Here is a 25,411-nt window from a genome sequence, read left to right as displayed (position 1 = left end):
CCTGTGTCTCCAGCGTGGTCGCAGCGCTGGTCAGGGAGCCGGTGCCCGTGCGAGGGTGTCGGGTATGACCGATCTGCTCACGTACCGCGACGATGCGGACGGCGTCGAGGTCCCCCTGCTGGGCGGTGACGTGTCGGACGGGATCGTCCGGCGCGGTGACACGGTCCGCCGTCCGCGCGGCCCGCACAGCCCCGCGGTCGAGGCGTACCTGCTGCACCTGGAGCGCGCGGGCTTCGAGCGCGCGCCGCGGTTCCTCGGTGTCGACGACGACGGTCGGGAGGTCGTGACGTTCCTGCCGGGCGAGATGGGCGGTCGGCCGTCGCACGCCTGGGCGGCCGACGAGGACGTGCTCGTCCAGCTCGGCACGTGGCAGCGCGACCTGCACGCCGTGTCGCGCGACGTCGTCCTGCCCGACGGCGTCGCGTGGCCCGAGCGGGTGCAGTTCCCGGAGGTGCCGGACGTGTTCGACGTGCCGGACGTCGTCGGGCACAACGACCTCACGGTGGAGAACGCGCTGTTCGTCCCGGCCGGCGAGGACCCGCAGGGTCCGCACCGGCTCGTCGGCGTGGTCGACTTCGACCTCGCCGCGCCGACCACGCGCCTGCTCGACGTGGCGACGACCTTGCGTTACTGGGCGCCGGTGAGCGCGCCCGAGAGGCGGCCGGAGGCCCTGCGGGACCTGGACGCGCCGCGCCGCGCGCGCATCCTCACCGAGGCGTACGGGCTGGACCGCTCGGAGCGGCTCGCGCTGCTCGACGTGCTGGCGCAGCGGTTCGCGCGGAGCTGGTACGCGATGCGGTACGCGGCGCAGACGCGGGGCGGCGGCTGGCAGCGCATGTGGGACGACGGCGTCGGGGACGCCATCCGCGACGACGAGGCGTGGTTCGCGGCCCAGCGGGTCGACTTCGTGCACGCGCTGGGCTGAGTGCTCAGAGCGCGGCGAACCGTCCCACGGCGACGAACACCGCGAGGGCGAGCAGCACGACGTTCGCCGGCACGGCCTTGGCCTCGCCGAGCCGGACGTGCAGCGGGATCGCGCCGACCTGCGTGAGCGCGAGCCCGACCGCCGCGACCGGGGTGAGGACCGGGGCGACGCCGAGCGCCCAGGGGAGGACCACGCCGACGGCGCCCGCGACCTCGAGCCAGCCGATCGCGCGCACGCCCGCGGTGCGCTCCGGCGTCACCCACCGCATCTGCTCCTGGAGCACGGGGATCGGGCGCAGGGCCTTCATGAGCCCGGCGCCGAGGAAGGCGAGGGCGAGCAGACCGGAGGCGATCCACAGGGCGACGTTCATGCGTGAGTCCTTCGAGGGGAGGCGGCGACGGCCCGGGGTGGCCGGTCACTCTTTGTGCCTGGGCACATGATGGGTAACCATGGGCGGCGCTACACAAGGCACACCCGTGTGCGAGAGGCACACGGAGCCGCACGCCGAGGAGACGGAGACCCCATGACCACGACGCCGAGCACGGACGTGCCCGGGGTGCGCGAGCTCGCGGAGCGGCACGGCATCCCGGCCGACCGGGGCTGCGCCGCGGCCGAGGCCACGAGCGAGGTGCGCTCGGTGCTCGACCGGGTCGGCGACAAGTGGAGCGTCCTCATCCTGGGCATGCTCTCGGGCAGGCCGCAGCGGTTCACCGAGCTCCTGCACGGCATCGACGGGATCTCGCAGCGCATGCTCACGCTCAACCTGCGCCAGCTCGAGCGCGACGGGCTCGTGAGCCGCACGGTGCACGCCGTCGTGCCGCCGCGCGTCGACTACGCGCTGACCGACCTCGGCGCGACCCTCCTGCCGCCCGTGCTCGCGCTCGTCGAGTGGGCGATGGAGAACACGACCACCATCCGCGACCACCGGGACCGGTTCGACGCGCGCGGCGCCGCCGCGGGCTGAGCCGTCGAGCCGCCCCGCGACGGCCTGGCGACGGCTTGGCGACGATTCAGAGACGGCCCCGCGACGGCAGCCGGTCAGTCGCGGTGCAGCGCGGACCGGACGCGCGACCACAGCCGCTTCATCGCCCCGTCCGGGCGCACGACGGGGATCTCGGTCGTCTCGACGCCGCGCACGAGCCACGCCTCCGCGTGCCGCGTCGCGTCTGCGGTCGACTCGCCGATCACGGGCCGCGCCGGGTACACCGCGATGCGTTCGTGCAGCCGGACGTCGATGACGTGCTCGAACTTCTCCGCGAGCTCGGGGTCGACGCCGCTCACGTACAGCCGGCCACCGCCCTCGCCGAGCCGGTCGGCGTAGTGCGCGAGGACGGTGAAGGCCGTCGCGCCGAGGCTCGCGCGGCCGCGCAGCCGCAGCACGACGACGGCGTCGTGCGCGTCGGCGGGCTCCGGCAGCGCGGCCTCGAGCGAGCGGGCACCGGCGTAGAACAGGCTCCCGTACACGTCGAGCACGGTGACCGTCCCGTCGTCGAGCCGCTCCGGCGCCGGCTCCTCGCGGTAGCGGCCCTCCGCGAGGGGGACGAGGCGGACGATCCGCAGGTCCTGGGACTCGCGGTTCGCCTGCAGCAGGATCGACAGGGCGGCGCCGATGCCGACCGCGGCCGCGACGGGCAGGAGGAGGGTCGCGAGGAACGTGGTCGCCATCGCGACCTGGGACTGGCTGCCCGTGCGCCACGCCGTCGCCATGGCCGACAGCCGGATCGACCCGACCGACGCGACCGCGAGCAGCGCCGCGAGCGTCGCCGACGGGACCGCCCCGACCGGCCCGGACAGCGCGACGAGGACGACGAGCACCCACACGCCGGACATGACCCCCGCCCAGCGGTCGCGCGCCCCCGCGGAGGTGCTGATGGCCGTCTGGCCGACCGACCCTCCGACCGGGATGCCGCGGAAGAACCCCACCGCGAGGTTCGCGATGCCCTGCCCGACGAAGTTGCGGTTCGGGTCGGCGCAACGCCCGCCGGGGTTCGGGACCGACTCGGCGACCCCCGCGCCCTGCACGAGGACGATGGCCGCCACGGCGAGCGCGCCCACGGCGACGTCGACCGAGACGACGCCCAGGTCGGGCAGCGCGAGGGAGGGCAGGCCGGCGGGGATCTCGCCCGCGTCCCCGACGAGCTGCACGGACGTCGCGCCGAGTGCCCACACCCCGACGGCGGACACCACCAGCGCGACGACCGCGGCGTACGGGGCGAGACGCGTCCGGCCGAGGACGAGGAGCAGGACGACCGAACCCAGGCCGACCACGAGCGTCGGCAGGTCCCACGTCCCGGGAGAGCGGAGCACCTGGTACGCCTGCGCGACGGCGAGCGACGCCGTCGGGTCCGCGCCCGTGAGGTCGTCGAGCTACCCGAGGAGGATGTTCACCGAGACCCCGGTGAGGAACCCCGTCATCACCGAGTGGGACACGAACCCCGTCAGGCGGCCGAGCCCCACGATCCCCGCGACGACCATGAACGCCCCGGCGAGCGTCGTGAGGAGGATGAGCGCCGCGAGCCGGTCCTCGCCGTCGACCCCCGCGAGCGCCGAGCCGGCGGCGAGGGCGGCGGCGCTCGTCGTCGTGACGATCATGAGGCGCGAGTCGACGGTCAGGCCGCCCGCGATGCGGCCGATCGCCGTCGCGTAGAGGCCGTGGATCGGGTTGACGCCGACGAGCGTCGCGGTCGCCATGCCGTCGGGAACCCCGCCGACGGCGCCCGGCACACCGGCGCCGGCCGAGCGCCAGAACGTCCCCGGAGCGGGTCGGACACCGTCCCACCAGGCGTGGACGGCGCGCACCGGCCGCAGGCTCATCGGGTCTCCCGCGGCTGCGCCATGGGGAGACTCTGGCACGGTAGGGGCAGGGCGACCACAGCAACGCGGCGACGCCCGCGCCTCGGACGCCGGTCAGCTCGCGAGCGGGTCGTCCGCCGTGAGGTACCAGGGCTCGTAGCCCTCGAGCGAGAGCGTCCACAGCCCGGCGGCGCCCGCCGGGACCGCGAGGCAGACGTTGCCCGACACGGTGTCGTCGGTGCCGATGATGCCCGTACCGACGAGCGCGTCGGGCACCGCGCCGCACTGGCCGTCGGCGACGACGCCGTCGTCGCCGACGAAGCCCAGGTCGACCGCGCCCGACACGGTGACCTGGGAGCTCGGGCCGAAGTAGGTCGCGGTCACGGGCACGATCCAGTACTCCGTGCCCTCCGGCGGCGCGGCGTTGACGTCGCTGTGCGCGAGCACCTCCGCCGTCGCCTCGTAGGGCGGGTCGAGCAGGACCTCCCACTCCTCCCCGCCGATCGTGTAGCCGTCGAAGAACCACGGGTCGTCGGGCGTGCCGGAGCCCTCCCACTCACCCTCGGGCCAGTCCTCGCCGGACCAGTCGTCGTCGGACCAGTCGTCGGTCGGCGCGGTGTACCAGTCGGCGATCTGCCTGCCCGCGTCGCTCGCGACCCCGGCCGCGAAGCCGACGCCGCCGCCGACGGCGAGGCACGCCGCGCCGACGATCAGCCCGACGGCGGTGCGCGACAGCCCGCGGCGCGCGGCGGGCGGGGGCAGGCCGGGGAGCCCGGCGACCGGGTACGTCGGGCCTGGGCCCGGAGGGAGCGGTCCTGTCGGCGCGGCCCCCGGCGGGACGGGGCCGTGGCCGATCGGGGCGGGCCCGTACCCGGGAGGAGCCAGCGGAGGTGCCGGCGAGAAGGGGACCGGTGCGGCGGCGGGCGGGGCGGCCGCGTGCCCGGACGCCGGGAGCGGAGGCGGGGGTGATCCAGGAGCCGCCGGGGGCGGGCCGGACGGACCCGACGTCGACTGGTTCGGCGGCGCGAAGGGATTGCTCATGGTGCTCCGGGCTCGTGCGGGCGAGCGCCCGGACGACGGGTGTGTCGCCGCGCGTGGCCGGATGCTCCCACACCGCGACCTCCCGCCGCCACCACGCGACCCGGGGGCCCCACGGTCGACCACGACGCCGCCCGCCCCCGAGAACGACCTTGGTGTCGTTATCGCGCGGATAGCGACACCAAGGTCGTGTTCGGCGGGGGTCTACGGCTGGTCAACCTCCGAGCCCACCAGGAACTGCGAGTAGGCACCGATGGTGAGGAACGTCGGGAAGTCCTCGGCGAGCGCGACGGCACGGAACACGTTCGCCGCGTCGTCGATGCGGTTGCCCGGCGTGCGCGGCAGGTCGTCGACGATCTCGGCGAGGAGCGCCTCGACGCGGTCGCGCGTGATCGGCACGCCGTTCTCGGTGCGCGTGCCGGACGCGATCCACTGCCAGACCTGCGACCGCGAGATCTCGGCCGTCGCCGCGTCCTCCATGAGGTGGTCGATCGCGGCGGCCCCGACGCCGCGCAGCCACGACTCGAGGTAGCGCACCCCGACGGAGACGTTGGACCGCAGCCCCGCGGCGGTGACGGTCGCCCCGGCGCGCCGTGCCGAGCCGATGTCGAGCAGCTCGTGCTGGCCCACCTCGACGTCGTCGCGCAGCCGCGACACCTGGTGCGGGCGGTCGCCCAGCACCGCGTCGAACTCGCCGCGCGCGACCTCGATGAGGTCGGGGTGCGCGACCCACGTGCCGTCGAACCCGTCGGTCGCCTCGCGACGCTTGTCGGCGCGCACCTGCTCGAACGCGCGCTCGGTGACGTCGGGCCGGCGCCGGTCGGGGATGAACGCGCTCATCCCCCCGATCGCGTGCGCGCCGCGCTTGTGGCACGTCGCGACGAGCAGCTCGGTGTACGCCCGCATGAACGGGGCGGTCATGGTGACCTGCGCGCGGTCGGGCAGCACGTAGGAGTCGCCGCGCGTGCGGAACGCCTTGATGACGGAGAACAGGTAGTCCCACCGCCCGGCGTTGAGCCCGGCGCAGTGGTCGCGCAGCTCGTGGAGGATCTCCTCCATCTCGAACGCGGCGGGCAGGGTCTCGATGAGCACGGTGGCGCGGATCGTGCCCTGCGGCAGCCCCAGGTACTCCTGGGCGAGCACGAACACGTCGTTCCACAGCCGGGCCTCGCGGTAGCCCTCGAGCTTGGGCAGGTAGAAGTACGGCCCGCGGCCGCGCTCGACGAGCTCGCGCGCGTTGTGGAACGCGTACAGCCCGAAGTCCACGAGCGACGCCGACGCCGACACGCTGACCCCGGCCCGGTCGACGTACCGCATGTGCTTCTCGATGAGGTGCCACCCGCGGGGGCGGAACACGATCGTCGGCAGGTCGGTGAGCGTCGTCGAGCGCAGGCGGTACTCCTTGCGGTGGTCGCCCGTGCCGGTCGTGTGCGTCAGCGTGCCGCGGATCGCGTCGTGCAGCGCGAGCTGCCCCTCGACGACGTTGCGCCACGTCGGGCTGGAGGCGTCCTCGGCGTCCGCGAGCCACACCTTGGCGCCGGAGTTGAGGGCGTTGATCGTCATCTTGGGGTCGGTCGGGCCCGTGATCTCGACGCGGCGGTCGTCGAGGCCCGGCGCGCCGGCCGAGCCCGCGACGCGCCACGACGGGTCGTCGCGCACGGGCCGCGTCGCGGCGCGGAAGTCGGGGTCGATCCCGTCCGCGACGTCCTGCCGGCGCTGCTGGCGGTCCATGAGCAGCTCGTGACGGCGGGCCACGAACCGGTCGTGCAGCAGCGTGAGGAAGTCGAGCGCCTCGGGCGTGAGGATCTCGCGGTAGCGCTCGCCCAGCGTCCCCGTGACGCGCAGCGTGCCGGTGACACGCGGGCTGCTCGGCGCAGAGGGGGACGTCGGAGGGGGAGAGGTGGTCGTGGTCAGCGTGGTCATGGCGTGCTCCGAAGGTCGTGCTCCCGCGAGATGGAACCGCGAGCTTCGAGGTAGAGCGCTGCGAGCTCTATCTCGGGCGCGCGGGTTCTCTCTCGCGGGAGGGGAGGGTTTAGTGGAACTGGGCGGTCTCGGTGGACCCGGCGAGCGCGAGGGTGGCGGCGTCGGGGTTGAGAGCCGTGGCGACCCGGTCGAAGTAGCCGGTGCCGACCTCCCGCTGGTGGCGGGTGGCGGTGTAGCCGTCGGCCTCGGAGGCGAACTCGGCCTCCTGGAGCTCGACGTAGGCGGACATCGCGCGCTCGCCGTAGCCGCGCGCAAGCTCGAACATGGAGTGCGAGACGGCGTGGAAGCCGGCCAGCGTGATGAACTGGAACGCGTAGCCCATCGCGGCGAGCTCCTTCTGGAAGCTCGCGATCTGGGCGTCGTCGAGGTGCTTCTTCCAGTTGAACGACGGCGAGCAGTTGTAGGCGAGCTTCTTGTCCGGGTACTGCGCGTGGATCGTCTCGGCGAACGTGCGCGCGAGCTCGAGGTCGGGCTCGCCCGTCTCGACCCAGATGAGGTCGGAGTACGGTGCGTACGCGAGGCCGCGCGCGACGACCGCGTCGAGCCCCGGGCGCACCCGGTAGAAGCCCTCGGACGTGCGCTCGCCCGTGAGGAACGGCTGGTCGCGCTCGTCGACGTCGGACGTGAGCAGGTCCGCGGCGAGCGAGTCCGTGCGGGCGATGATGACCGACGGCACGCCCGCGACGTCGGCCGCGAGACGCGCGGCGTTGAGCGTGCGGATGTGCTGGCTCGTGGGGACCAGCACCTTGCCGCCGAGGTGGCCGCACTTCTTCTCCGACGCGAGCTGGTCCTCCCAGTGCACGCCCGCTGCGCCCGCGGCGATCATCGAGTGCATGAGCTCGTACGCGTTGAGCGGGCCGCCGAACCCGGCCTCGGCGTCGGCGACGATCGGCGCGAGCCAGTCACGGCGCGGCTCGTCGTCGGCCCCCGAACGCTCCGCCGTCTCGATCTGGTCCGCCCGCAGGAGCGCGTTGTTGATGCGACGCACGACGGCGGGCACGGAGTTGGCGGGGTAGAGCGACTGGTCGGGGTACGTCTGGCCGGACAGGTTGGCGTCGGCCGCGACCTGCCACCCGGACAGGTAGATGGCCTTGAGTCCGGCGCGCACCTGCTGCACGGCCTGGTTGCCGGTGAACGCGCCGAGCGCGGCGACCCACTCCTCGGTGTGGATCTGCTCCCAGAGCTTCTCCGCGCCGCGGCGGGCGAGCGTGTGCTCCTCGCGCACCGAGCCGCGCAGCGCGACGACGTCCTCGGCCGTGTAGTCGCGCTCGATCCCGTCCCAGCGCGGGTCGGTCGCCCACTGCTCGGCGACCTCGGCCGCCGTCTGGGTCTGGTCGCCGGGGCGGGGACCGGCGCTCCCGGCGGGACCCGGGGTGCGGCCCGCGACGTCCGCCGTCGTCGCGACGGCACCGAGCGGACGGGCGCCGCCCGCGTACTCGGACGGGGAGCGGCGGCTGACGATGGTGGGCCTGTTCACGGGTGCCTCCTGGTGGTGCGCCGGTCCGCTCGGGGCGGACCGGACGGGCCGGTCGGTGGACCTCGGCGAGGTCCGTGCTTCGACCTTCCTCCCGCCGGCAACCCCGTCTCAAGCCAGATCGAGCGAAAGAACCACACTTCTTCTCTTGTGCGGAAGGAGTGGCGCGTGTCACTCTCAGTCATGGCTATCCCGACGACGCGACCGGCCGGAATCGCGGAACATGCGGAAATCCCGCTCGAGAGCGAGCCCGACGCCCTGACGATCGGCCGCAGGATCCGGCACCTGCGCACCGCGCGAGGCATGACGCTCGACGAGCTCGGCGCCGCCATCGGCCGCGCACCGTCCCAGGTGTCCCTCCTGGAGAACGGCAAGCGCGAGCCCAAGTTCGCCCTGCTCCAGGCGGTCGCGCGGGCGCTCGGCGCGAGCCTCGACGACCTGCTCTCGCCCGAGCCCCCGTCGCGCCGGGACGCCCTGGAGATCGAGCTGGAGCGCGCGCAGCGGGGGCCGCTCTTCGACGCGCTCGGGCTGCGCCCGGTCCGGGTCGGCAAGTCGCTGCCGACGGACGCGCTCGAGACGATCGTGGCGCTGGAGCGGGAGCTCCAGCGCCTGCACACCGAGCGTGCCGCGACGCCCGAGGAGGCGCGCCGCGCCAACGCGGAGCTGCGCGCGACCATGCGCGCGCAGGACAACTACTTCCCGGAGCTCGAGGACGCGGCGGCCGAGCTGCTCGACGGCGTCGGGCACGCGGGCGGCCCGCTGCCCCAGCGCGTCGCGGCGGACCTCGCGTCCCACCTCGGGTTCACGCTGCACTACGTGGGCGACCTGCCGCACTCGACCCGCTCGGTGCTCGACCTGCGGCACCACCGCGTCTACCTGCCGAGCGACGGGATGCGCGGGCGGTCCAACGCGACGTCGGCGCTGCTCCAGGCGCTCGCGCCGCACGTGCTCGGGCACGCGGAGCCGCGCGACTACCGCGAGTTCCTGCGCCAGCGAGTGGAGGCCAACTACCTCGCCGCGGCGCTCCTGCTGCCGGAGCGGCACGCGGTCAAGGCGCTGCGGGCCGCGAAGGACGCGCGCGAGATCTCGATCGAGGACCTGCGCGACGCGTTCGCGGTGTCGTACGAGACGGCGGCGCACCGGTTCACGAACCTCGCGACGAAGCACCTCGGCATCCCGGTGCACTTCATGAAGGTCCACGAGTCGGGCGTCATCCACAAGGCGTACGAGAACGACGGCGTCCGCTTCCCCGCGGACCCGCTCGGCGCCGTCGAGGGGCAGTACGTGTGCCGGAGCTGGACCGCGCGCACGGTGTTCGCCGTGGAGGACCGGCTCAGCCCGTTCAGCCAGTACACGGACACCCCGAGCGGCACCTACTGGTGCACGTCGCGCGTCCAGGCGTCCGCCGACGGCGAGTTCTCCGTGAGCGTCGGCGTGCCGTTCGCGCACGTGAAGTGGTTCCTCGGCCGCGACACCACCGAGCGCCTCGTCTCCCGGTGCCCCGACGGCGCGTGCTGCCGCCGCCCGCCCGACGCGCTCTCGGACCGGTGGGCCGGGCAGTCGTGGCCGAGCGCCCGCCCGCACGCGTCGATGCTCGCCGCGATGCCGACGGGCGCGTTCCCCGGCGTCGACACCACGGAGGTGTACGCGTTCCTCGAGTCCCACGCCCCACGGTGAGTGCGGGCGTCAGCCGATCGAGCCGCCCTCGGTCGGCGCGTCCATCGCGGCCTTGAGGCGCGCGGTGTCGGCGTCCGACCAGCCGTCGGGGGCGTGCAGCGCGGCGAAGCCGTCGGCGTACTCCAGCTTGTAGACGTGGCCGTGGCCGGGCGGGATGTCCGACGCCGCGGCGACGAACAGGTCGCCCGTGAGCTGCCAGAACGTGACGAACGGGTACCACCGCACGTCGCCCAGGACGTCGGGGCCGCGCGGCTCGCGCAGCCAGTCGGGCTCGGACCACAGCGTCTCCGGGCCCCACCAGGTGACGCCGTCGGACGCGTGCTGCAGGTAGACGACGCGCGGCTCGTCCCACCGCGGGCCGGGGCCCCACAGGTCGGCCACCCCGGTCGCGACCGGGTCGCCCCACCGGACCTGCCGGCCGTCGTCGAGCACGGGCGCGTACTCGAGCGACCCGGGGTCGCGCGCGTCGGTGAGCTCGCGCCACATCGGCGTGAAGCCGGGCGTGCCGGTGAACATCGCGCCGTCGGAGCGCGCCTCGACGTCCTGCACGCCGCTGAACGCGCCCTGCATGCCGAACGACCCGAGCGAGATGCCGAACGCGACCAGGCGCGGGCGGTCGTCCTCGGGGAGCTGCGACCACCGTGCGTACACCGCCTCGAACAGCGCCTTGCCGGCTGCGGGCGGGGTCGTGCGGTCGCCGACGAAGCTGATCCAGCTCGGGAGGTACGAGTACTGCATGCTCGCGATCGCGGTGTCGCCGCCGTGCATGAGCTCGAGCGCCTCGACCATGCCGGGGTCCACCCAGCCGGTCCCGGTGGTCGTCGCGACGACGAGGACCGACCGGTCCCAGGCGTCGGTGCGGTCGAGCTCGTCGACGACGCGCGCCGCCGTGGCGTCGAGGTCGCCGTCGGGGTCGAGGCCCGCGTAGGCGTGGATCGGCTCGCGCACGTCCGCGGGGTCGACGACGTCGCCCGCCTGGGCGAACGCGGTCAGCTCGTCGAGCGTCGGCCCGGACACGACGAACTTGCGGCCCTCCGCGCCCAGCGAGTCCCACGTCTCGGGGGACGCCGCCGACCCGGACCGCTCGGGCTGGGCCGGGGGCGTCAGGCGGGGGTCGACGTCGGCGTTCGCGGCCGAGTAGATCGAGTTGAGCGCGCTCATCGCGCCCGACCAGACGACGCCGTTGAACACGAGCACCACGACGACCGCGACCGCCACGCCGCTCACGAACCGCGCGACCGGGGCGGGCACGACCCGGCCGACGAGCCGCGCGACCCAGCGCGCGACGCGGCGCAGCCCTCGCCCGGTCTGGAGCACGAGCAGCGCGACGACGAGCGCCAGCGCGAGCGTGGCGACCTCGCGCCCCGGGACGTCCTCGGACATGCCGAACAGGTGCCGCAGCTCGATCTGGCGGCGGGCGCCGAGGATCAGGGAGAGCGGGACGAGCACGACGGTCGCCCCGGCGAGCACCCACCACGCGACCCGTCTCGCGCGCGCCGTCCACCGCAGGCGCAGCCCGACCTTGAGCGCGAACCACTCGACGAACGCCCCGACGCCGTACCCGCCGACCGCGCTGACGCCCGAGATCACGGCCTGGTAGTACCAGGCCCGGGGGATGAGGGAGGGCGTGAACGACAGGCAGAACCAGAGCAGCGCGAGCACCAGCCCGGTCGCCGAGAACCGCCGCAGCCACCGTCCCCACGCTCCGTGCCGCGCGGGCTCCTCGTCGACGGTCTCGGGGGCACGGGTCTCCGTCACGGTGGGCTGCACGTCGCGAGCGTAGGCGAGGCGCTCCACGCCGTCCTGTCGAACCGCGCCGCTCCCGCGGCTCGGTCGGCGGAGGGCGGGTCCACGATGTGAACCCCGGGCGCCCGGACCCGCGGACCGCGCCAGTCTTTCCGCAGCACCTCGCCGGTCGCCCGGCCCGAGGGTGCGGCTGCCACACGAACCAGGGGGGAACCGTCGTGCGCGAGGGGATCAAGCAGTCAGGCCGCGGAGCGGTGCGAGCGCTCCGGAGCGCGCTCCTGGCGGGGGTGGTGCTCCTGCTGTCCGCCTGCGGCGCGGTCATCAGCACGACGCTGACCGTGAACGAGGACGGCTCGGGGGTCCGGACCATCACCGCGACCCTCTCCGCGAGCGACATCGCGGACCACGTCACGGGCGGCGTCGCCGCGATCGAGGGCGCGATCACGGCGTCCCTGCCGAGCGCGATGACCTACGAAGGGCGCACGGAAGGGCCGGAGGGCGAGTCGGTCTTCACCTTCACCGTGCCGTTCGAGGACCCTGAGGACTACCAGGAGAAGGTGGTGTCGATCCTCGGCGCCGGCGGGGTCGTCGACCTCGACGCCGGGACGCGGATCGTCCTGGCCGACAGCGTGTTTCGCCAGGGGCTGGAGGTGGAGGAGAACTTCACGTCGCAGGACCTGCTCGCCTGGCTCGTGAACTCGCTCGTCGAGACGGGGGCCGTGCCCGCGGACTCGAGCTCGAACGCCTCGGAGATCGGGACGACCGCGGTGACGGTGGGCGGCGTCGCGTTCGAGACGACGGCGGCCATCGACTTCACGTCCATGAAGGACTTCGGCGTCCGCGGCCTGAGCGTCGAGACCCGGGGGCTCGAGGGCGAGAGCTTCGTCCGCTCGATCAGCTACGACCTCGCCCGGGAGGCGTACAGCCGTTCGCCGGAGGGCTACGACGCCTTCTTCGACGCGGCGACGCCCGAGGGCGGCGAGCTCACCGAACCGGGCGCGGCCGGGACCACCTGGGTCGTGACGTTCCCGGAGGGGACGAGCGCCGACGTCGCCGCGTGGACCGACGTCGCGCTCGCGTCCTCGACGACGGAGTTCGGGGTCGAGCACGCCGTCTCCCGGGACCAGGCGGGAGTGCTGACCACGACCGTCGTCGACGCGGTCGACTGCTCCGCGATCTGCGCCGAGGACGTCTTCGCGACCAGCCACCTCGTCACCCCCGCCGGCTGGTCGTCCAGCACCCTGTACGCCGGGGAGCCGGGGGACGGCGGCGACCGCTGGGACGCGTCCGGGGTCGCAGGGCCGGTCGTCTTCGAGCACGCGGTCCCGTTCGAGTCCGTCGTCGTCGAGGCGAGCCTGCCCGAGTCCGGTGACGGCACCGTCATCGTCGCGCTGACCCTGACGGCCGAGCACCACGCAGCGGTGGGGGAGCAGCTCGTCGAGGCGCTCCGCCCGACCTCGACCTACGGGACCCTCGCGGTGGACGAGGCGGACGACGTCGTCACGTATCGCGTCGAGCTCACCGGCGACACCGCGACGGGCGAGCTCGACGCCGCGCTCGCCGACTACCTTCCCGGCTCTCGGCTCGCCGTGTACCCGCTGCCCGGCGGCGCGTTCACCCGGTCCTACGGCGCGGACCTCGACCTGGTGCTCCGCCCGGAGTGGACGCAGGGCGGGCCGGCCGCGGCCCCGACCTACGTCGTGACGCTGCCGGGAGTCGACATCGACGGCACGTCGGTGCTCCCGCAGGGGAGCCAGGTCGAGGGCGGGACCGTCTCGGCGTCGCCGGGCGCCGAGCCCGCGACGTTCGGTCTCCAGGGCACCGGCCCCAAGGTGGCCGCGCTCGTCGTGGTGATCGGTGTCGGGCTGGTCGTCCTCGCCGGGCTCGCCGGTGGCGCGTGGTGGTTCCTCCGGCGGCGGCGACCGGTGCCGGACCCCGACACGCAGGTGCTGCCGGCGGTCCCGCCGCCGCCGCCGGCGCCGCCGCGCGTCGGCGGGTAGCCCGCCCGGCCCGCCCGGCCCGCCGGGTCGGGCCGGCCGGGCCGGCGGCTCACGCCTCCAGCAGCAGCGCCTCTCCCTGGCCGCCCCCGCCGCACAGCCCGACGGCGACGCGCCCGCCGCCGCGTCGCGCGAGCTCGTGCGCCGCGTGGACGGCGAGGCGGGCGCCGGAGGCGCCGATGGGGTGGCCGAGCGAGATGCCGCCGCCGTGCACGTTGACGACGTCCGGCGAGACCCCGAGCACGCGCGTGGAGACCGCGACGACCGTCGCGAACGCCTCGTTGATCTCGACGAGGTCGAGGTCGTCGACCGTCCACCCGGCGCGGTCGAGCGCCTGCCGGATCGCGCGCGCGGGCTGGGAGTGCAGCGACGTGTCCGGACCGGCGACCTGCCCCCACGCCCGCACCGTCGCCAGCACGGGCGCGCCCGCGGACTCGGCCCGGGCGCGCGTCGTGAGGACGAGCGCGGCGGCGCCGTCGGAGATCTGCGACGCGTTGCCCGCGGTGATGGTGCCCTCGGGGTCGAACGCGGGCCGCAGGCGGGCGAGACCCTCGGCGGTGGTGTCGGGGCGCACGCCCTCGTCGTCGCGCACCTCGACGGGCTCGCCCCGGCGCTGCGGGACGCTCACGGGTGCGAGCTCGGCGTCGAACAGGCCGTCCTTGGCCGCGGCCGCGGCGCGCTGGTGCGAGGCCGCCGCGACGGCGTCCTGCACCTCGCGCGACACGAACACGTCGCCCACGTTCGTGCGCTCGGTCGAGACGCCCATGGAGGCGCGGTCGAACGCGTCGGTGAGCCCGTCGCGCGCGACGGCGTCGACGAGCGTCGCGTCGCCGAACGCGAACCCGGCGCGCGAGCCGGGGAGCAGGTGCGGCGCGTTGGTCATGGACTCCTGGCCGCCGACGAGCACGACCTCGGCCTCGCCGGAGCGGATCATCCGCGTGCCGTCGATGACGGCGGTGAGCCCGGAGAGGCACACCTTGTTCACCGTCACGGCGGGCACGTCCCAGCCCACGCCCGCGGCGGCCGCCGTCTGGCGCGCGGGGTTCTGGCCCGCCCCGGCCTGGAGCACCTGGCCGAACACCACGGCGTCGACCGCCTCCGCGCCGAGCCCTGAGCGCTCGATCGCGGCGCGCGCGGCGACGGCACCGAGCTCGACCGCGGTCAGCGCGGTGAGCGAGCCCTTGAGCCGGCCCTGCGGCGTGCGGGCGGCGGCGACGACCACGACGTCGTCAGGGGAGTGGGTGGTGGTGGTGCTCACGGCTGGACCTCCAGGGGTGCGGACGGCGGTGTCTGCGCGGGCGCCGGGGGTGTGGCGCCCGCTCGTGCGGTGGTCGTGCCGGCGACGGCGTCGTCCACGAGCCCGAGCAGGAGCCCGAGGAACACGTCCGGCTCCTCGAGGTGGGGGCTGTGCCCGACGCCGGGCCGCACCTCTTCACGGTACCGCCCGCCCGCGGCCGCGTAGGCGTCGAGGACGGCGCGCGTCTGGGCGACCATCGGCTGCGGCGGGTGCGTCTCGGCGCCCGGCCAGCCGGGTACGGCGCCGAGCGCCCCGAGCTGCGCGAGGTCGAACAGCGACGCGTCCGAGACGATCGCGTCGGCGTCGCCGCGCACCCACAGCACGGGCGCCGTCGCACCGGACGTCGCGAAGCCCGACAGGTCGCAGTACCGCGCGCTGATCGCGTTGTTCATGCCGCGCGTCCCGGGCGCCACGCCGGGCCACGTGCCCGACGACGTCTGGTCGCCCGGGTAGTTGTCGTCGCCCGTGCGCGTGGACAGCACGGAGTCGAGCAGGAGCTCCTCCAGGTCGCCGAGCGGCTCGCCGAGCGAGGCGGGGTCGGCGACGTAGAACCGGCGCAGCACGTCGCGGGGCGACCCGGCGTCCTCGCTGCGGTCGCCGGCGGCGAGCGCTGCGACGAACGCCGGGTTCGCCGTCCCGCCGCCCGAGCCCGCGAAGTCGGGGGAGAGCGGCGTGCCGTCCACGTCGCGCGTGCCGCCGAACCCGTACGGCGACATGGGCGCCTCGAGGAGCACCGCGTCGAAGAGGTCGGGTCGGTCCGTCGCGAGCTGGAGCACGACCCCCGCCCCGGCCGAGTGCGCCACCGCGACGAGCGGGGGTGCGAGGTCGAGCGCGTCGACGACGGCGGCGACGTCGTCGGCGAAGTCCCGCACGCCGCGCGTCGCGTCGACGGGCCGGACCTCGGCGTCGCCGTACCCGCGCAGGTCGACGGCGACGCCGCGCACGTCGGCGGGCAGCGCGCGCAGCAGCGGGTCGAAGAACGCCGACGACGAGCAGTTGCCGTGCACGAGCAGGACCGTCGCGCGCGCCGCACCCTCGGCGGCGACCTCGCGCACGTGCTCGCGACCGCGCGGGGTCGTGACGTCGCGGCGCAGCACGTCGCGCGTCACGACGGCGTCCCCGCGGCGTGCGTGGACGGTCCCGGGCCGGCGTCGGCGACGTCGAGCGGGGCGTCGTCGAGCGCGACGGCGAGGTCGGGCTCCGTGGCCGCGCGGACGTCGTCGACGCTCACGCCCGGCGCGGTCTCGCGCAGCACGAGGCCGCCCGGCGTCACGTCGATCACCGCGAGGTCGGTGATGATTCGGTGCACGACCCCGCGCCCGGTGAGGGGCAGCGAGCACGAGCGCAGGATCTTGGGCGACCCGTCGCGCGCGACGTGCTCCATGAGGACGATCACGCGGCCCGCCCCGTGCACGAGGTCCATCGCGCCGCCGGGGCCCTTGACCATCTTGCCGGGGATCATCCAGTTGGCGAGGTCGCCCGTCTCGGAGACCTGCATCCCACCGAGGATGGCGGCGTCGATCTTGCCGCCGCGGATCATGCCGAAGCTCAGCGCGGAGTCGAAGAACGCGGCGCCCGGGAGGACGGTGACGGTCTCCTTGCCGGCGTTGATGAGGTCGGGGTCGACGGCGTCCTCGGTCGGGTACGGCCCGACGCCGAGGATCCCGTTCTCCGACTGGAGCACGAGGTGCCGGTCGGCCGGGACGTAGTTGGGCACGAGCGTCGGCAGGCCGATGCCGAGGTTGACGTACCAGCCGTCCTGGAGCTCGCGCGCGGCGCGCGCGGCCATCTCGTCGCGGGTGAGCGCCATGCGTCAGCCCTCCTTCACGCTGGTCGCGGTACCCGACGTCGTGCGCGCGGGCTGGTCGGTCTCTGCGGCAGGGCGCACGGTGCGGCGCTCGATGCGCTTGGGCGCGTCGGGGCCGACCTCGACGACGCGGTGGACGAACACCCCGGGCAGGTGGACCTCGTCGGGGTCGATCTCGCCGGGCTCGACGAGCTCCTCGACCTGCGCGACGCACACGCGGCCCGCCATCGCGGCGAGCGGGGAGAAGTTGCGCGCCGAGCGGTGGAACACGAGGTTGCCGTGGCGGTCGCCGCGCAACGCGTGCACGAGCGCGTAGTCCGTCGTGATCGCGTCCTCCAGGACGAACTCGGCCTCGTCGGCGTGCGACCCGTCGCGGCCGCGCGGCCCGACGCCGAACGTGCGCACCTCCTTGGGCGCGCTGGCCTGCGCGACGCCGCCCGCGCCGTCGTACCGCTGGGGGAGGCCGCCCTCGGCGACCTGCGTGCCGACGCCCGTGCGGGTCCAGAACCCGGCGATGCCCGCGCCGCCGGCGCGCAGCTTCTCCGCGAGCGTGCCCTGCGGCGTGAGCTCCAGCTCGAGCTCGCCCGAGAGGAACTGCCGCTCGAACTCCTTGTTCTCCCCGACGTACGAGCTCGTCATCTTCCGGATGCGGCCCGCCCCGAGGAGGATGCCGAGACCCCAGTCGTCGACGCCGCAGTTGTTGCTCACGACCCACAGGTCGCGCGTGCCCTGGGCGAGCAGCGCCTCGATGAGCGCGATCGGGTTGCCGCACAGGCCGAACCCGCCGACGGCGAGCGACGCGCCGTCGGGCACGTCCGCGACGGCCTCGGCCGCCGACGCGACCACCTTGTCCAGCCCGGTCCCTCGTGGGGACGTGATCGTGGGGCTCATGCCGTGACCTCCTCGTCACTCGCCGGTCCTGGTCCGCCGCTCGTGACGGAGGCCAGGGCCCGCAGGGTCTCGCCCGCGACGGCCTCGACGCCGGGCGGGCTCATGATGATCGTGTAGTGATTGATACCCGCTACGTCGCGGGTGCGCAGCCCCGGCAGTCGCGCGCGCCACGCGGCGAGGTGCTCGGGGGAGTACAGGGCCTCGGGCTCGTCGAGCAGGCCGCGCGGCGCGCGCAGGAGCACGAGCGGGACGTCGAGCGGGTGGTCGCCCGTGAGCGCGTCGGCGAGCGGGCCGCCCTCGTAGAGCTCGAGCGAGTCGGCCGAGACCGCCGTCCCCGACGACGCCGGGCGCAGCACGGGCGGTTCGCCGACGAGGTCGTAGTCGACGTAGCCCGCGACGACGTCGCCCCACGGCTCGTCCCACGCGCTCGCGAACGCGGGGTGCGCGCGCCAGAAGCCGCGGTACTCCTCGCGGTCGGCGAAGGTCCGCTCCAACCGCTCGACGGCGGGGCCGAGCAGGGCGCGCAGGACCTCGTCGTGACCGGCGTCCGCGGGCAGGCCCGCGGGCGGCGGGAGCGGGATGCCGCCGTCGACGAGCACGAGCCGGGAGACGCGGCCGAGGTGGCGGTGCGCGAGCACGACCGACACGAACGCGCCCATCGAGTGCCCGAGCGCGACCACGCTCTCGATCGCCAGCGCGTCGAGCACCGCCGCGAGGTCGTCGGCGTGCGCGCCCATGCCGTACGGGCCGGGCAGGGTGTTGCTGCGACCGCGTCCTCGCAGGTCCGGCGCGACGACGCGCACGCCCGGCAGCGCGGCCACGACCGCGGGCCAGGCGCGGTGCGACGCCGTGATGCCGTGCACGGCGAGGACGGTCGGGACCGTGGGACGCTCGCCGCCGTCGGCCGGGTCGTCCGCCGCGGCGTCGTCGGAGGCCACCGGGTCCCACACCCCGACGCGCAGGCGGCCGCCCGCGACGGGCACGTCGAGTGTCGCGTAGGTGTGGGTCGCCGCGGTGACGTCGTGCGACGCGCGCGCGGGGTCCGTCGTCGGGCGGGCGGCCGTGCCCGTGGTCGCTCCCGCGGTCGCTCCCGGGGTCATCGCGCGCTCCAGCCGCCGTCGATCGTCCACGAGGCGCCCGAGACCATCGACGCGTCGGGGCCGGTGAGCCAGCCGACGAGCGACGCGACCTCCTCGGGCTCGACGAGCCGCTTGACCGCGGACTCGGCGAGGAGCACGGTCGCGAGCACCTCGGACTCGGGGATGCCGTGCACGCGCGCCTGGTCGGCGATCTGCTTCTCGACGAGCGGCGTGCGCACGTACCCCGGGTTGACGCACACGCTCGTCACGCCGTGCGGGCCGCCCTCGAGCGCGGTCACCTTGGACAGCCCCTCCAGGCCGTGCTTCGCGGACACGTACGCCGACTTGAACGGCGACGCGACGAGGCCGTGCACGGACGAGACGTTGACGACACGGCCGAACCCGCGCGCGTACATCCCCGGGAGCGCGGCCCGGACCAGCAGGAACGGCGCCTCGAGCATGATCGCGTGCAGCAGGCGGAAGTCGTCGGGGCGGAAGTCCTCGATGGGGCTCACGCGCTGCACGCCCGCGTTGTTGACGAGGACGTCGACGTCCAGCGTGAGGTCGTCGAGCGCGCGCGTGTCGGCGAGGTCGACGACCCACGCCTCGCCGCCGAGCTCGTCCGCGAGGCGCTGCGCGCCGTCGGGGTCGACGTCGGCGATCGTGACGTGCGCGCCGCGACCGGCGAGCTCGCGCGCGCACGCCGCACCGATGCCGCTCGCGCCGCCCGTGACGAGCGCGCGGCGCCCGGCGAGCGTGGGGGCGCCGGACCCGGCGGGGATGCCTGCGGGGACGGTGGCGGCGGCGGTCATCGCGCGTCTCCTTCGGTGTCGGTCGTGGTGGCGGGTCCGGTCCCGGCCGGTGGGGCGGCCCGCGGGGCTGCGAGCGCGCGCTCGATGAACTGCATGGTCTGCTCGAAGACGTGCGGGGGGACCTCGGCGGCCGCGGTGTCGTACGACGGCGGCTCCGCGCCCTCGTCCCAGCGCCCGCCCCACAGCACCCAGCGCATCCCGACGATCTCGCCGATGCCCATGAGCGCCCAGGCGGCGACCTCCGGGTCGACGTCGTGGCCGACCTCGCCGTTCGCGCGCGCCTTGTCGAGCCCGGTCATGTAGCCCTCGACGATGCGCGCGTAGTGGCGGCGCAGTGCCCCGGGCGACACGAACTCGGCCTGCCGCACGATCCGGTAGAGCGCCGGGTGCTCGGCGGTGAAGCGGAAGAACGCCTCGAAGCCCGCACGCTCGGCGGCCAGGCGCGTCGTCGCCTGCGAGCTCGCCTCGATCATCGCGTGCCGCACGCGGCGGTTGAGGTCGTCGACGAGCTCGTCGAACACGTCGATCTTCGACTCGAAGTACAGGTAGAACGTGCCCTGCCCGACGCCCGCGGACTCGGTGATCTTCACGATCGACGCGTCGTGGTACCCGACCTGGGCGAACACCTGCTCGGCCGCGGCGAGGATCTTGGCCCGCGTGCGGTTGCCGCGGGCGGTGCGGGGCTGGGTGCTCATGAGTCCTCCGGGACGGTCACGCGCTCGGCGAGCGAGCGGCGCGACACCTTGTGCAGCGACGTGCGGGGCAGGGACGGGACGAGGTCGAAGCGGCGCGGGACCTTGAAGTGCGCGAGCTCGCGGCGGCAGAACGCCTCCAGCTCCTCGGCGTCGGTGGGGTGGCCCTGGCGCGGGACGACGAACGCCGCGCCGACCTCGCCCCACCGGTCGTCGGGCACGCCCACCACCGCGACGTCCGCGACGCCGGGGTGCCGCCGGAGCACGGCCTCCACCTCGGACGGCGTGACGTTCTCGCCTCCGACGATGAAGACGTCCTTGATCCGGTCCACCACGCGGTAGTACCCGTCGGCGTCGCGCTCGACGAGGTCGCCGGTGCGCAGCCAGCCGTCGTGCAGGACGGCGGCCGTCGCGGCCTCGTCGCGGAAGTACCCGGCGAACACCCCGGGTCCGCGGACCAGCAGCTCGCCGGACGCCGGTCCGTCGAGGTGCTGGCCGGTCACCGGGTCGGCGACGGCGACCTCGACGTGCGGGTACGGCGTCCCGGCCGACCCGATGCGTTCGCGCGCCTGGTCGTCCGGCAGGCACAGCACGTTGGGCCCGGCCTCGGTGAGCCCGTACCCCTGCGAGAGCGCGACGCCGCGCCGGTGCCACGAGCGCAGCAGGGGCTCGGGCATCGGCGCGCCGCCCACGACGGCGTGCCGCAGCGACGACAGGTCGGCGCCCGCGAAGCCGGGGTGCTCCGCGAGGAGCAGGTAGTTGGTCGGGACGCCCATCATCGTCGTGACGCGGCGCTCCGCGACGAGCTGCAGCACGCGCTCGGGCTCGAACGTCCGCTCCAGGACGACTGTCGCGCCGGTCCACCACGCGAGCAGCGGCTGGATGTTCCACCCGCCCGCGTGGAACTGCGGCAGGACGCTCAGCACGACGTCGTGGCTCGTCAGCTCGACCGTGCGCGAGAGCGAGAGGTTGGTCCAGAAGCAGTTCGCGTGCGTGAGCAGCGCGCCCTTGGGCGTGCCCTGCGTCCCGGACGTGAAGACGAGCAGGAGCGGGTCGTCGTCGCGCACGGCCCGGCGCTCGGGGGCGGGCGCCACCGCGGCCTGGCCTGCGCCGCCCGCGTCGCGTGCGCCGTCGGTCAGGCGCGGGCGGCGCGAGGGTGCGGGGACCTGCGCCTCGACGCCGCTGCGGCCGAGCTCGGTGCGCCGCGGCGGGAGGACGAGCCGGTCCAGCCGGTCGAACGCCGCGTCGGCCAGCGCGGAGAACTCCTGCTCCACGAGCACGAGCGCCGGGTCGGCCTGCTCGAGCTGCGCCGCGAGCTCGCCGGGCGACAGGCGCCACGACAGCGGCGCGAGCACCAGTCCCGCCTGCGCGCACGCGAAGAACAGCACGACCTGGTCGGCGCTGTTGCCCGTCACCGTGGCCACGCGGTCGCCGACGCCGTAGCCCGCCTCGCGGAACGCCGTCGCCAGGGCGCTTGCGCGCTCGTGCAGGTCGCGGTACCGCAGGGTCACGCCGCGGTCGTCGACCGCGACCCGCTCCGGCGTGGCGAGCGCGCGGTCGCGCGTCCAGCGCCCGAGGGTGTGCAGGCCGTCCTGCGCGCCGGGCCGGTGCTGCGTCGTCGTCATGCCACCTCCTCGAGGCGCTCGCGGGCTCCCTCCCGATCCTCCCGCGGGCGGCGGCGCGCGGCGAGGCGCGACGCGGCGCCGGCGATGCCGCCGGGCAGGAACATCACGACGAGGATGAACAGCGTCCCGAGCAGGAACAGCGGCTCGCTGAGCGGGACGCGCAGCACGGCCGGCAGGTCGGCCACGGCCGCGGAGCTCGCGAGCGTCCCGAGGCGCTGGTCGAGGATCGTGTAGAGCACGCCGCCGACGATCGCGCCCCACCGGGACCCGACGCCGCCGAGCACGACCATGACGAGCAGCGTGAGCGTGAAGTCGGCGGACGTCGCGCGCGGCACGGCGCCGGACTGGAGCAGCAGGTACGCCATGCCGACGACCGTCGCGAGCGTCGCCGCGAGCACGAACACGAGGAGCTTGACGAGGTACGGCCGCCCGCCGACGACGCGCACGCGCATCTCGTTCTCGCGCGTCGCCGCCGCGACGTGCCCGGCGCGCGAGCGCTCGACCCACAGCACCACGAGGTAGACCACGACGAGCACGGCGAGCGCGAGCCAGTAGAGGTTGCGCGTGTTGAGCACCCCGACGAAGGCGTCGGGCACGTTGGCGGTCGCGAGCGCGAGGCCCTCCTCGCCGCCCGTCGCGCCGCCGGGGTTGCGGCGCACGAGCACGTTGCCGGCCTGCGCGAACGCGAGCGTGACCATCGCGAAGGAGATGCCGGTGACGCGCAGCGAGATCGCGCCGACCACGTGCGCGAGGACGATCCCGCCGACGAGCACGAGCGCCGCGGCGGGCAGGAGCGGGATTCCGGTCGTGTCGAGCACGATCGCGAGCCCGTAGACGCCGGCCGCGAAGTACAGCGCGTGCCCGAAGCTGAGCAGCCCCGCGACGCCGAACAGCAGGTGGTAGCTCAGCGCGAGCGCGCCGATGAGCCAGCACAGCGCCATCATCTGCAGCGCGCCGGGCGTGTACGTCGGGCCGGGCAGGACGCCCGGCACGTGGATCGCGAGCAGCGGGAGGCACGCGAGCAGCGCGACGAGCGCGACGCCCGCGAGGGTGCGCACGAGCGTGCCCGACGGCGCCCGGCGGGCCGGGCGCTCGTCCGGGGGCGCGTCGTCGGCGCGGGCCGCTGGGGCCGGGGGAGCGGTCTGGGTGGTCATGCGGCTGCCTTCCCGAGGAGGCCGGTGGGACGGACGAGGAGCACGAGCGCGAGCAGCAGGACGACGATGAGGTCGCCGTAGCCGAGGTAGTAGTTCGCGAACTGCTGCAGGACCGCGACGAGCACGGACGCGACCGCGGCACCGGTCAGCGAGCCGAGCCCGCCGATGACGGTGACGATGAACGCGAAGATGAGCAGCGACCCGCCGAGGTGCGGCGAGACGTAGCCGAAGTACTGCGAGGCGAGGACGCCGCCGAGGCCCGCCGCGGCGCCGCCGAGGGCGAACACGAGCGTGAACGCCTTGCGCACGTCGATGCCGAGCGCCGTGACCATGGACCGGTTCTCGACGCCCGCGCGGATGACGAGCCCGTAGCGCGTGCGCTTGAGGAACAGCACGATGGCGCCGAGCACGAGCGCCGCGGCGGCGATCGCGACGAACCGGTCGTTGGGGATCGGCGCGCCCGCGAGGTCCGTCGTGCCCTTCAGCCACGCCGGCCCGGAGATGAACTCGGGGTCCGAGCCCCACATCCCCTCGAACAGCGCGACGGACGCGAGCGAGAGACCGACCGTCACGAGCACCTGCTCGATGTGCCGCTCGTAGAGCGGGCGGATGAGCAGCAGCTCGGTGAGCGCCGCGGCGCCCGCGCCGACGACCGCGCCCGCGAGGAGCGAGAGCGCGAACACGCCCCACGAGTCCGCGCCGAGCGAGCGCGCGACGAACCATCCGCCGAACGCGCCGAGCGTGAGGAACGAGCCGTGCGCGAAGTTGAGGACGCCCATGAGCCCGTAGATGAGGGACAGGCCGGACGCGACGAGGAAGTACAGCGCCCCGAGGCCGAGCCCCGTGACGAGGAGGAGGACGATCGTGCTCACCGGGCCACCGCCCCTTCGGTTCCGTGGTGGTCGACCTCGGCGTGCACGCCGAGGAGCTGCTGGACGCGGTCGGGGTCGTCGAGGAGCTCGCGCGCCGGGCCCGTGTGCACGACGCGGCCCGCGTCGATCACGACGACGCGCTCGGCGAGCCGCTCGATGACCTCGAGGTTCTGCTCGACGAGCAGGATCGGCACGGTGCGTGCCGCCTCCGCGAGCGCGTCGGCGACCTCGCCGACGATCCGCGGGGCGAGGCCCTTGGTCGGCTCGTCGACGAGGAGCAGGCGGTTGGCGTTGAGCAGGGCGCGCGCGAGCGACACCATCTGCTGCTGGCCACCCGAGAGCGTGCCGGCGCGCTGCGCCGCGCGCTGCACGAGGTCGGGGAACAGCTCGGCGACGAGCTCGCGCCGCGGGTGGGCGTCGCGCTCGGCGAGGCGCAGGTTCTCCGCGACCGTGAGCCCGGCGAACACCTCGCGGTCCTCGGGCACGTACCCGACGCCGCGGCGCACGATCTTGTCCGTGCGCTCGCCGTCGACGCGCGCGCCCGCGAGCAGCACCTCGCCCCGGCGCTCGATCAGGCCGAGCACGGCCTTGAGGGTCGACGTCTTGCCGACGCCGTTGCGGCCCAGCACCGCCGTGACGCCCGTGGCCGGGACGGAGAACGTCACGTCCTCGACGACCTGCTGGCCCGCGATGCGCGCGGACAGCCCGCGCACCTCGAGGACGGGCACGTCGCTCGCGGCCGCGGGGTGGGTGGTGCTCCCGCTGCTGGCGCTCATGCTGCCTCTCCTGCCGTGACGCCCAGGTAGGCGCTCTGCACCGTCGGGTCCGCCATGACGGCGTCGGGGGTGTCGCACGCGAGCACCTCGCCGTGGTGCATGACGGCGACCCGGTCGGCGAGCCCCAGGACGACGTCCATGTGGTGCTCGACCATGAGGACCGTGCAGCCCGTGGCGTGCAGGTCGCGGATGACCTCGACGAGCCCGGGCACGTCGGCCGAGGACACGCCCGCCATGGGCTCGTCGAGCAGCACGACCCGCGGCTCCGTCGCGAGGAGCACCGCGATCTCGAGCTTGCGCTTGTCGCCGTGGGAGAGGTCGCCCGCGGCGACGTCCGCTCGGCGCGCGAGCCCCACGGTCGCCAGGTGCCGGTCCGCCTCCCGCGTCGCGGCGTCGCCGCGGCGCGGGAAGCGCAGCACGGACAGGGCACCGCCGAGGCGCCCCTGCGCGGCGAGCCGCACGTTCTCCCGGACGCTCAGACGCGGGAACAGGCTCGACGTCTGGAACGTGCGACCCAGCCCGGCGCGGGCGCGTGCCGCCACCGAGGTGGTCGTCACGTCCGTGCCCTCGAGGAGCACCGACCCGCTCGTCGGGCGGTGGATGCCCGAGACCAGGTTGAAGAGCGTCGTCTTGCCCGCGCCGTTCGGCCCGATCACCCCGAGCATCTCGCCCTGCCCGACGGCGAGGCTCACGCCCTGGAGGATGCGCGCGCCGCCGATCTGGAGCCCGAGGTCGCGGACCTCGAGCGCGGGGAGGGTGTGCGGCTCGCCCAC

General features: G+C 74.9%; 22 protein-coding genes and 1 pseudogene. 4 read left to right on the top strand and 19 right to left on the bottom strand.

Annotated features, from left to right (window positions below; genetic code table 11):
* Positions 1 to 64 precede the first annotated feature (64 nt).
* Positions 65 to 925, top strand: a complete 861-nt coding sequence (locus ACFC2L_RS04190; RefSeq protein WP_375823043.1) for a phosphotransferase — start codon at positions 65 to 67, stop codon at positions 923 to 925.
* 4 nt (positions 926 to 929) lie between these two features.
* On the opposite strand, the gene ACFC2L_RS04185 is transcribed toward ACFC2L_RS04190, so the two are convergent.
* Positions 930 to 1,295: a DoxX family protein gene (locus ACFC2L_RS04185; RefSeq protein ID WP_375823042.1), complete on the bottom strand. Its 366-nt coding sequence runs from the start codon at positions 1,293 to 1,295 to the stop codon at positions 930 to 932.
* A gap of 153 nt (positions 1,296 to 1,448) precedes the next feature.
* On the opposite strand from ACFC2L_RS04185, the gene ACFC2L_RS04180 reads away from it, so the two are divergent.
* Positions 1,449 to 1,889 carry a winged helix-turn-helix transcriptional regulator gene (locus tag ACFC2L_RS04180; protein ID WP_375823041.1) on the top strand — a complete coding sequence of 147 codons (441 nt, stop codon included), beginning with the start codon at positions 1,449 to 1,451 and terminating at the stop codon, positions 1,887 to 1,889.
* Positions 1,890 to 1,963: 74 nt separating this feature from the next.
* Here ACFC2L_RS04180 and ACFC2L_RS04175 read toward each other — a convergent pair whose 3' ends face one another.
* The 5 genes and pseudogenes from ACFC2L_RS04175 to aceA all read right to left on the bottom strand — a co-directional run bounded on the left by ACFC2L_RS04175 (position 1,964) and on the right by aceA (position 8,216).
* Positions 1,964 to 2,590, bottom strand: a complete 627-nt coding sequence (locus ACFC2L_RS04175) for an STAS domain-containing protein (protein ID WP_375823172.1) — start codon at positions 2,588 to 2,590, stop codon at positions 1,964 to 1,966.
* A 27-nt stretch (positions 2,591 to 2,617) separates the two neighbouring features.
* Positions 2,618 to 3,739 (bottom strand): annotated as a pseudogene (locus ACFC2L_RS04170) (SulP family inorganic anion transporter); the annotation flags it as partial.
* Positions 3,740 to 3,832: 93 nt separating this feature from the next.
* Positions 3,833 to 4,759 carry a hypothetical protein gene (locus ACFC2L_RS04165; protein WP_375823040.1) on the bottom strand — a complete coding sequence of 309 codons (927 nt, stop codon included), beginning with the start codon at positions 4,757 to 4,759 and terminating at the stop codon, positions 3,833 to 3,835.
* A 201-nt stretch (positions 4,760 to 4,960) separates the two neighbouring features.
* On the bottom strand, positions 4,961 to 6,679 hold the full coding sequence (aceB, locus tag ACFC2L_RS04160; protein WP_375823039.1) for a malate synthase A: 1,719 nt from the start codon (positions 6,677 to 6,679) through the stop codon (positions 4,961 to 4,963).
* 109 nt (positions 6,680 to 6,788) lie between these two features.
* Positions 6,789 to 8,216, bottom strand: coding sequence for an isocitrate lyase (aceA, locus tag ACFC2L_RS04155; protein WP_375823038.1), 1,428 nt, complete (start codon positions 8,214 to 8,216; stop codon positions 6,789 to 6,791).
* A 180-nt stretch (positions 8,217 to 8,396) separates the two neighbouring features.
* On the opposite strand from aceA, the gene ACFC2L_RS04150 reads away from it, so the two are divergent.
* Entirely contained in the window at positions 8,397 to 9,890 is a 1,494-nt protein-coding gene (locus ACFC2L_RS04150; protein WP_375823037.1) for a helix-turn-helix domain-containing protein, read from the top strand.
* Between the two features lie 9 nt (positions 9,891 to 9,899).
* Here ACFC2L_RS04150 and ACFC2L_RS04145 read toward each other — a convergent pair whose 3' ends face one another.
* Complete coding sequence (locus ACFC2L_RS04145) at positions 9,900 to 11,660, bottom strand: alpha/beta hydrolase (protein WP_375823036.1); 1,761 nt, start codon at positions 11,658 to 11,660, stop codon at positions 9,900 to 9,902.
* Between the two features lie 194 nt (positions 11,661 to 11,854).
* Between ACFC2L_RS04145 and ACFC2L_RS04140 the strand changes: the two genes are divergently transcribed.
* Complete coding sequence (locus tag ACFC2L_RS04140; protein ID WP_375823035.1) at positions 11,855 to 13,636, top strand: hypothetical protein; 1,782 nt, start codon at positions 11,855 to 11,857, stop codon at positions 13,634 to 13,636.
* A gap of 49 nt (positions 13,637 to 13,685) precedes the next feature.
* On the opposite strand, the gene ACFC2L_RS04135 is transcribed toward ACFC2L_RS04140, so the two are convergent.
* The 12 genes from ACFC2L_RS04135 to ACFC2L_RS04080 are packed head-to-tail and all read right to left on the bottom strand — an operon-like array spanning position 13,686 to position 25,411.
* Positions 13,686 to 14,891, bottom strand: a complete 1,206-nt coding sequence (locus tag ACFC2L_RS04135) for an acetyl-CoA C-acyltransferase (protein WP_375823034.1) — start codon at positions 14,889 to 14,891, stop codon at positions 13,686 to 13,688.
* On the bottom strand, positions 14,888 to 16,039 hold the full coding sequence (locus ACFC2L_RS04130; protein ID WP_375823033.1) for an alpha/beta hydrolase: 1,152 nt from the start codon (positions 16,037 to 16,039) through the stop codon (positions 14,888 to 14,890). The genes ACFC2L_RS04135 and ACFC2L_RS04130 overlap by 4 nt, the downstream gene beginning before the upstream one ends.
* Entirely contained in the window at positions 16,036 to 16,740 is a 705-nt protein-coding gene (locus ACFC2L_RS04125; protein WP_375823032.1) for a CoA transferase subunit B, read from the bottom strand. Before ACFC2L_RS04125 ends, ACFC2L_RS04130 begins: the two co-directional genes overlap by 4 nt.
* Before the next feature lie 3 nt (positions 16,741 to 16,743).
* Positions 16,744 to 17,628, bottom strand: a complete 885-nt coding sequence (locus ACFC2L_RS04120) for a CoA transferase subunit A (RefSeq protein ID WP_375823031.1) — start codon at positions 17,626 to 17,628, stop codon at positions 16,744 to 16,746.
* The gene (locus ACFC2L_RS04115) at positions 17,625 to 18,728 is read right to left on the bottom strand and encodes an alpha/beta hydrolase (RefSeq protein WP_375823030.1); all 1,104 of its coding nucleotides are present in this window, start codon (positions 18,726 to 18,728) and stop codon (positions 17,625 to 17,627) included. Before ACFC2L_RS04115 ends, ACFC2L_RS04120 begins: the two co-directional genes overlap by 4 nt.
* Positions 18,725 to 19,519: a 3-hydroxybutyrate dehydrogenase gene (locus ACFC2L_RS04110; protein ID WP_375823029.1), complete on the bottom strand. Its 795-nt coding sequence runs from the start codon at positions 19,517 to 19,519 to the stop codon at positions 18,725 to 18,727. Before ACFC2L_RS04110 ends, ACFC2L_RS04115 begins: the two co-directional genes overlap by 4 nt.
* Positions 19,516 to 20,214: a TetR/AcrR family transcriptional regulator gene (locus tag ACFC2L_RS04105; protein ID WP_375823028.1), complete on the bottom strand. Its 699-nt coding sequence runs from the start codon at positions 20,212 to 20,214 to the stop codon at positions 19,516 to 19,518. The genes ACFC2L_RS04110 and ACFC2L_RS04105 overlap by 4 nt, the downstream gene beginning before the upstream one ends.
* The gene (locus ACFC2L_RS04100; RefSeq protein WP_375823027.1) at positions 20,211 to 21,836 is read right to left on the bottom strand and encodes a class I adenylate-forming enzyme family protein; all 1,626 of its coding nucleotides are present in this window, start codon (positions 21,834 to 21,836) and stop codon (positions 20,211 to 20,213) included. The genes ACFC2L_RS04105 and ACFC2L_RS04100 overlap by 4 nt, the downstream gene beginning before the upstream one ends.
* Entirely contained in the window at positions 21,833 to 22,990 is a 1,158-nt protein-coding gene (locus ACFC2L_RS04095) for a branched-chain amino acid ABC transporter permease (RefSeq protein ID WP_375823026.1), read from the bottom strand. The genes ACFC2L_RS04100 and ACFC2L_RS04095 overlap by 4 nt, the downstream gene beginning before the upstream one ends.
* Positions 22,987 to 23,862: a branched-chain amino acid ABC transporter permease gene (locus tag ACFC2L_RS04090; protein WP_375823025.1), complete on the bottom strand. Its 876-nt coding sequence runs from the start codon at positions 23,860 to 23,862 to the stop codon at positions 22,987 to 22,989. The genes ACFC2L_RS04095 and ACFC2L_RS04090 overlap by 4 nt, the downstream gene beginning before the upstream one ends.
* Entirely contained in the window at positions 23,859 to 24,638 is a 780-nt protein-coding gene (locus tag ACFC2L_RS04085) for an ABC transporter ATP-binding protein (RefSeq protein WP_375823024.1), read from the bottom strand. The genes ACFC2L_RS04090 and ACFC2L_RS04085 overlap by 4 nt, the downstream gene beginning before the upstream one ends.
* Positions 24,635 to 25,411, bottom strand: a complete 777-nt coding sequence (locus ACFC2L_RS04080; protein WP_375823023.1) for an ABC transporter ATP-binding protein — start codon at positions 25,409 to 25,411, stop codon at positions 24,635 to 24,637. Before ACFC2L_RS04080 ends, ACFC2L_RS04085 begins: the two co-directional genes overlap by 4 nt.

This window comes from Cellulosimicrobium sp. NPDC055967 (assembly GCF_042269845.1).
In the GTDB taxonomy this organism is placed as follows: Bacteria; Actinomycetota; Actinomycetes; order Actinomycetales; family Cellulomonadaceae; genus Cellulosimicrobium.
This window is presented reverse-complemented; position numbering and strand designations above follow the sequence as displayed.

Excerpts from the sequence above, each read along its gene's own strand:
- ACFC2L_RS04175 (WP_375823172.1), bottom strand. The coding sequence starts at position 2,590 with ATGGCGACCACGTTCCTCGCGACCCTCCTCCTGCCCGTCGCGGCCGCG.
- ACFC2L_RS04105 (WP_375823028.1), bottom strand. The coding sequence starts at position 20,214 with ATGAGCACCCAGCCCCGCACCGCCCGCGGCAACCGCACGCGGGCCAAG.
- ACFC2L_RS04110 (WP_375823029.1), bottom strand. The coding sequence starts at position 19,519 with ATGACCGCCGCCGCCACCGTCCCCGCAGGCATCCCCGCCGGGTCCGGC.
- ACFC2L_RS04125 (WP_375823032.1), bottom strand. The coding sequence starts at position 16,740 with ATGGCGCTCACCCGCGACGAGATGGCCGCGCGCGCCGCGCGCGAGCTC.
- ACFC2L_RS04150 (WP_375823037.1), top strand. The coding sequence starts at position 8,397 with ATGGCTATCCCGACGACGCGACCGGCCGGAATCGCGGAACATGCGGAA.
- ACFC2L_RS04120 (WP_375823031.1), bottom strand. The coding sequence starts at position 17,628 with ATGAGCCCCACGATCACGTCCCCACGAGGGACCGGGCTGGACAAGGTG.
- ACFC2L_RS04095 (WP_375823026.1), bottom strand. The coding sequence starts at position 22,990 with ATGACCACCCAGACCGCTCCCCCGGCCCCAGCGGCCCGCGCCGACGAC.
- ACFC2L_RS04165 (WP_375823040.1), bottom strand. The coding sequence starts at position 4,759 with ATGAGCAATCCCTTCGCGCCGCCGAACCAGTCGACGTCGGGTCCGTCC.
- ACFC2L_RS04085 (WP_375823024.1), bottom strand. The coding sequence starts at position 24,638 with ATGAGCGCCAGCAGCGGGAGCACCACCCACCCCGCGGCCGCGAGCGAC.
- ACFC2L_RS04185 (WP_375823042.1), bottom strand. The coding sequence starts at position 1,295 with ATGAACGTCGCCCTGTGGATCGCCTCCGGTCTGCTCGCCCTCGCCTTC.
- ACFC2L_RS04115 (WP_375823030.1), bottom strand. The coding sequence starts at position 18,728 with ATGACCCCGGGAGCGACCGCGGGAGCGACCACGGGCACGGCCGCCCGC.
- ACFC2L_RS04190 (WP_375823043.1), top strand. The coding sequence starts at position 65 with ATGACCGATCTGCTCACGTACCGCGACGATGCGGACGGCGTCGAGGTC.
- ACFC2L_RS04100 (WP_375823027.1), bottom strand. The coding sequence starts at position 21,836 with ATGACGACGACGCAGCACCGGCCCGGCGCGCAGGACGGCCTGCACACC.
- aceB (WP_375823039.1), bottom strand. The coding sequence starts at position 6,679 with ATGACCACGCTGACCACGACCACCTCTCCCCCTCCGACGTCCCCCTCT.
- ACFC2L_RS04180 (WP_375823041.1), top strand. The coding sequence starts at position 1,449 with ATGACCACGACGCCGAGCACGGACGTGCCCGGGGTGCGCGAGCTCGCG.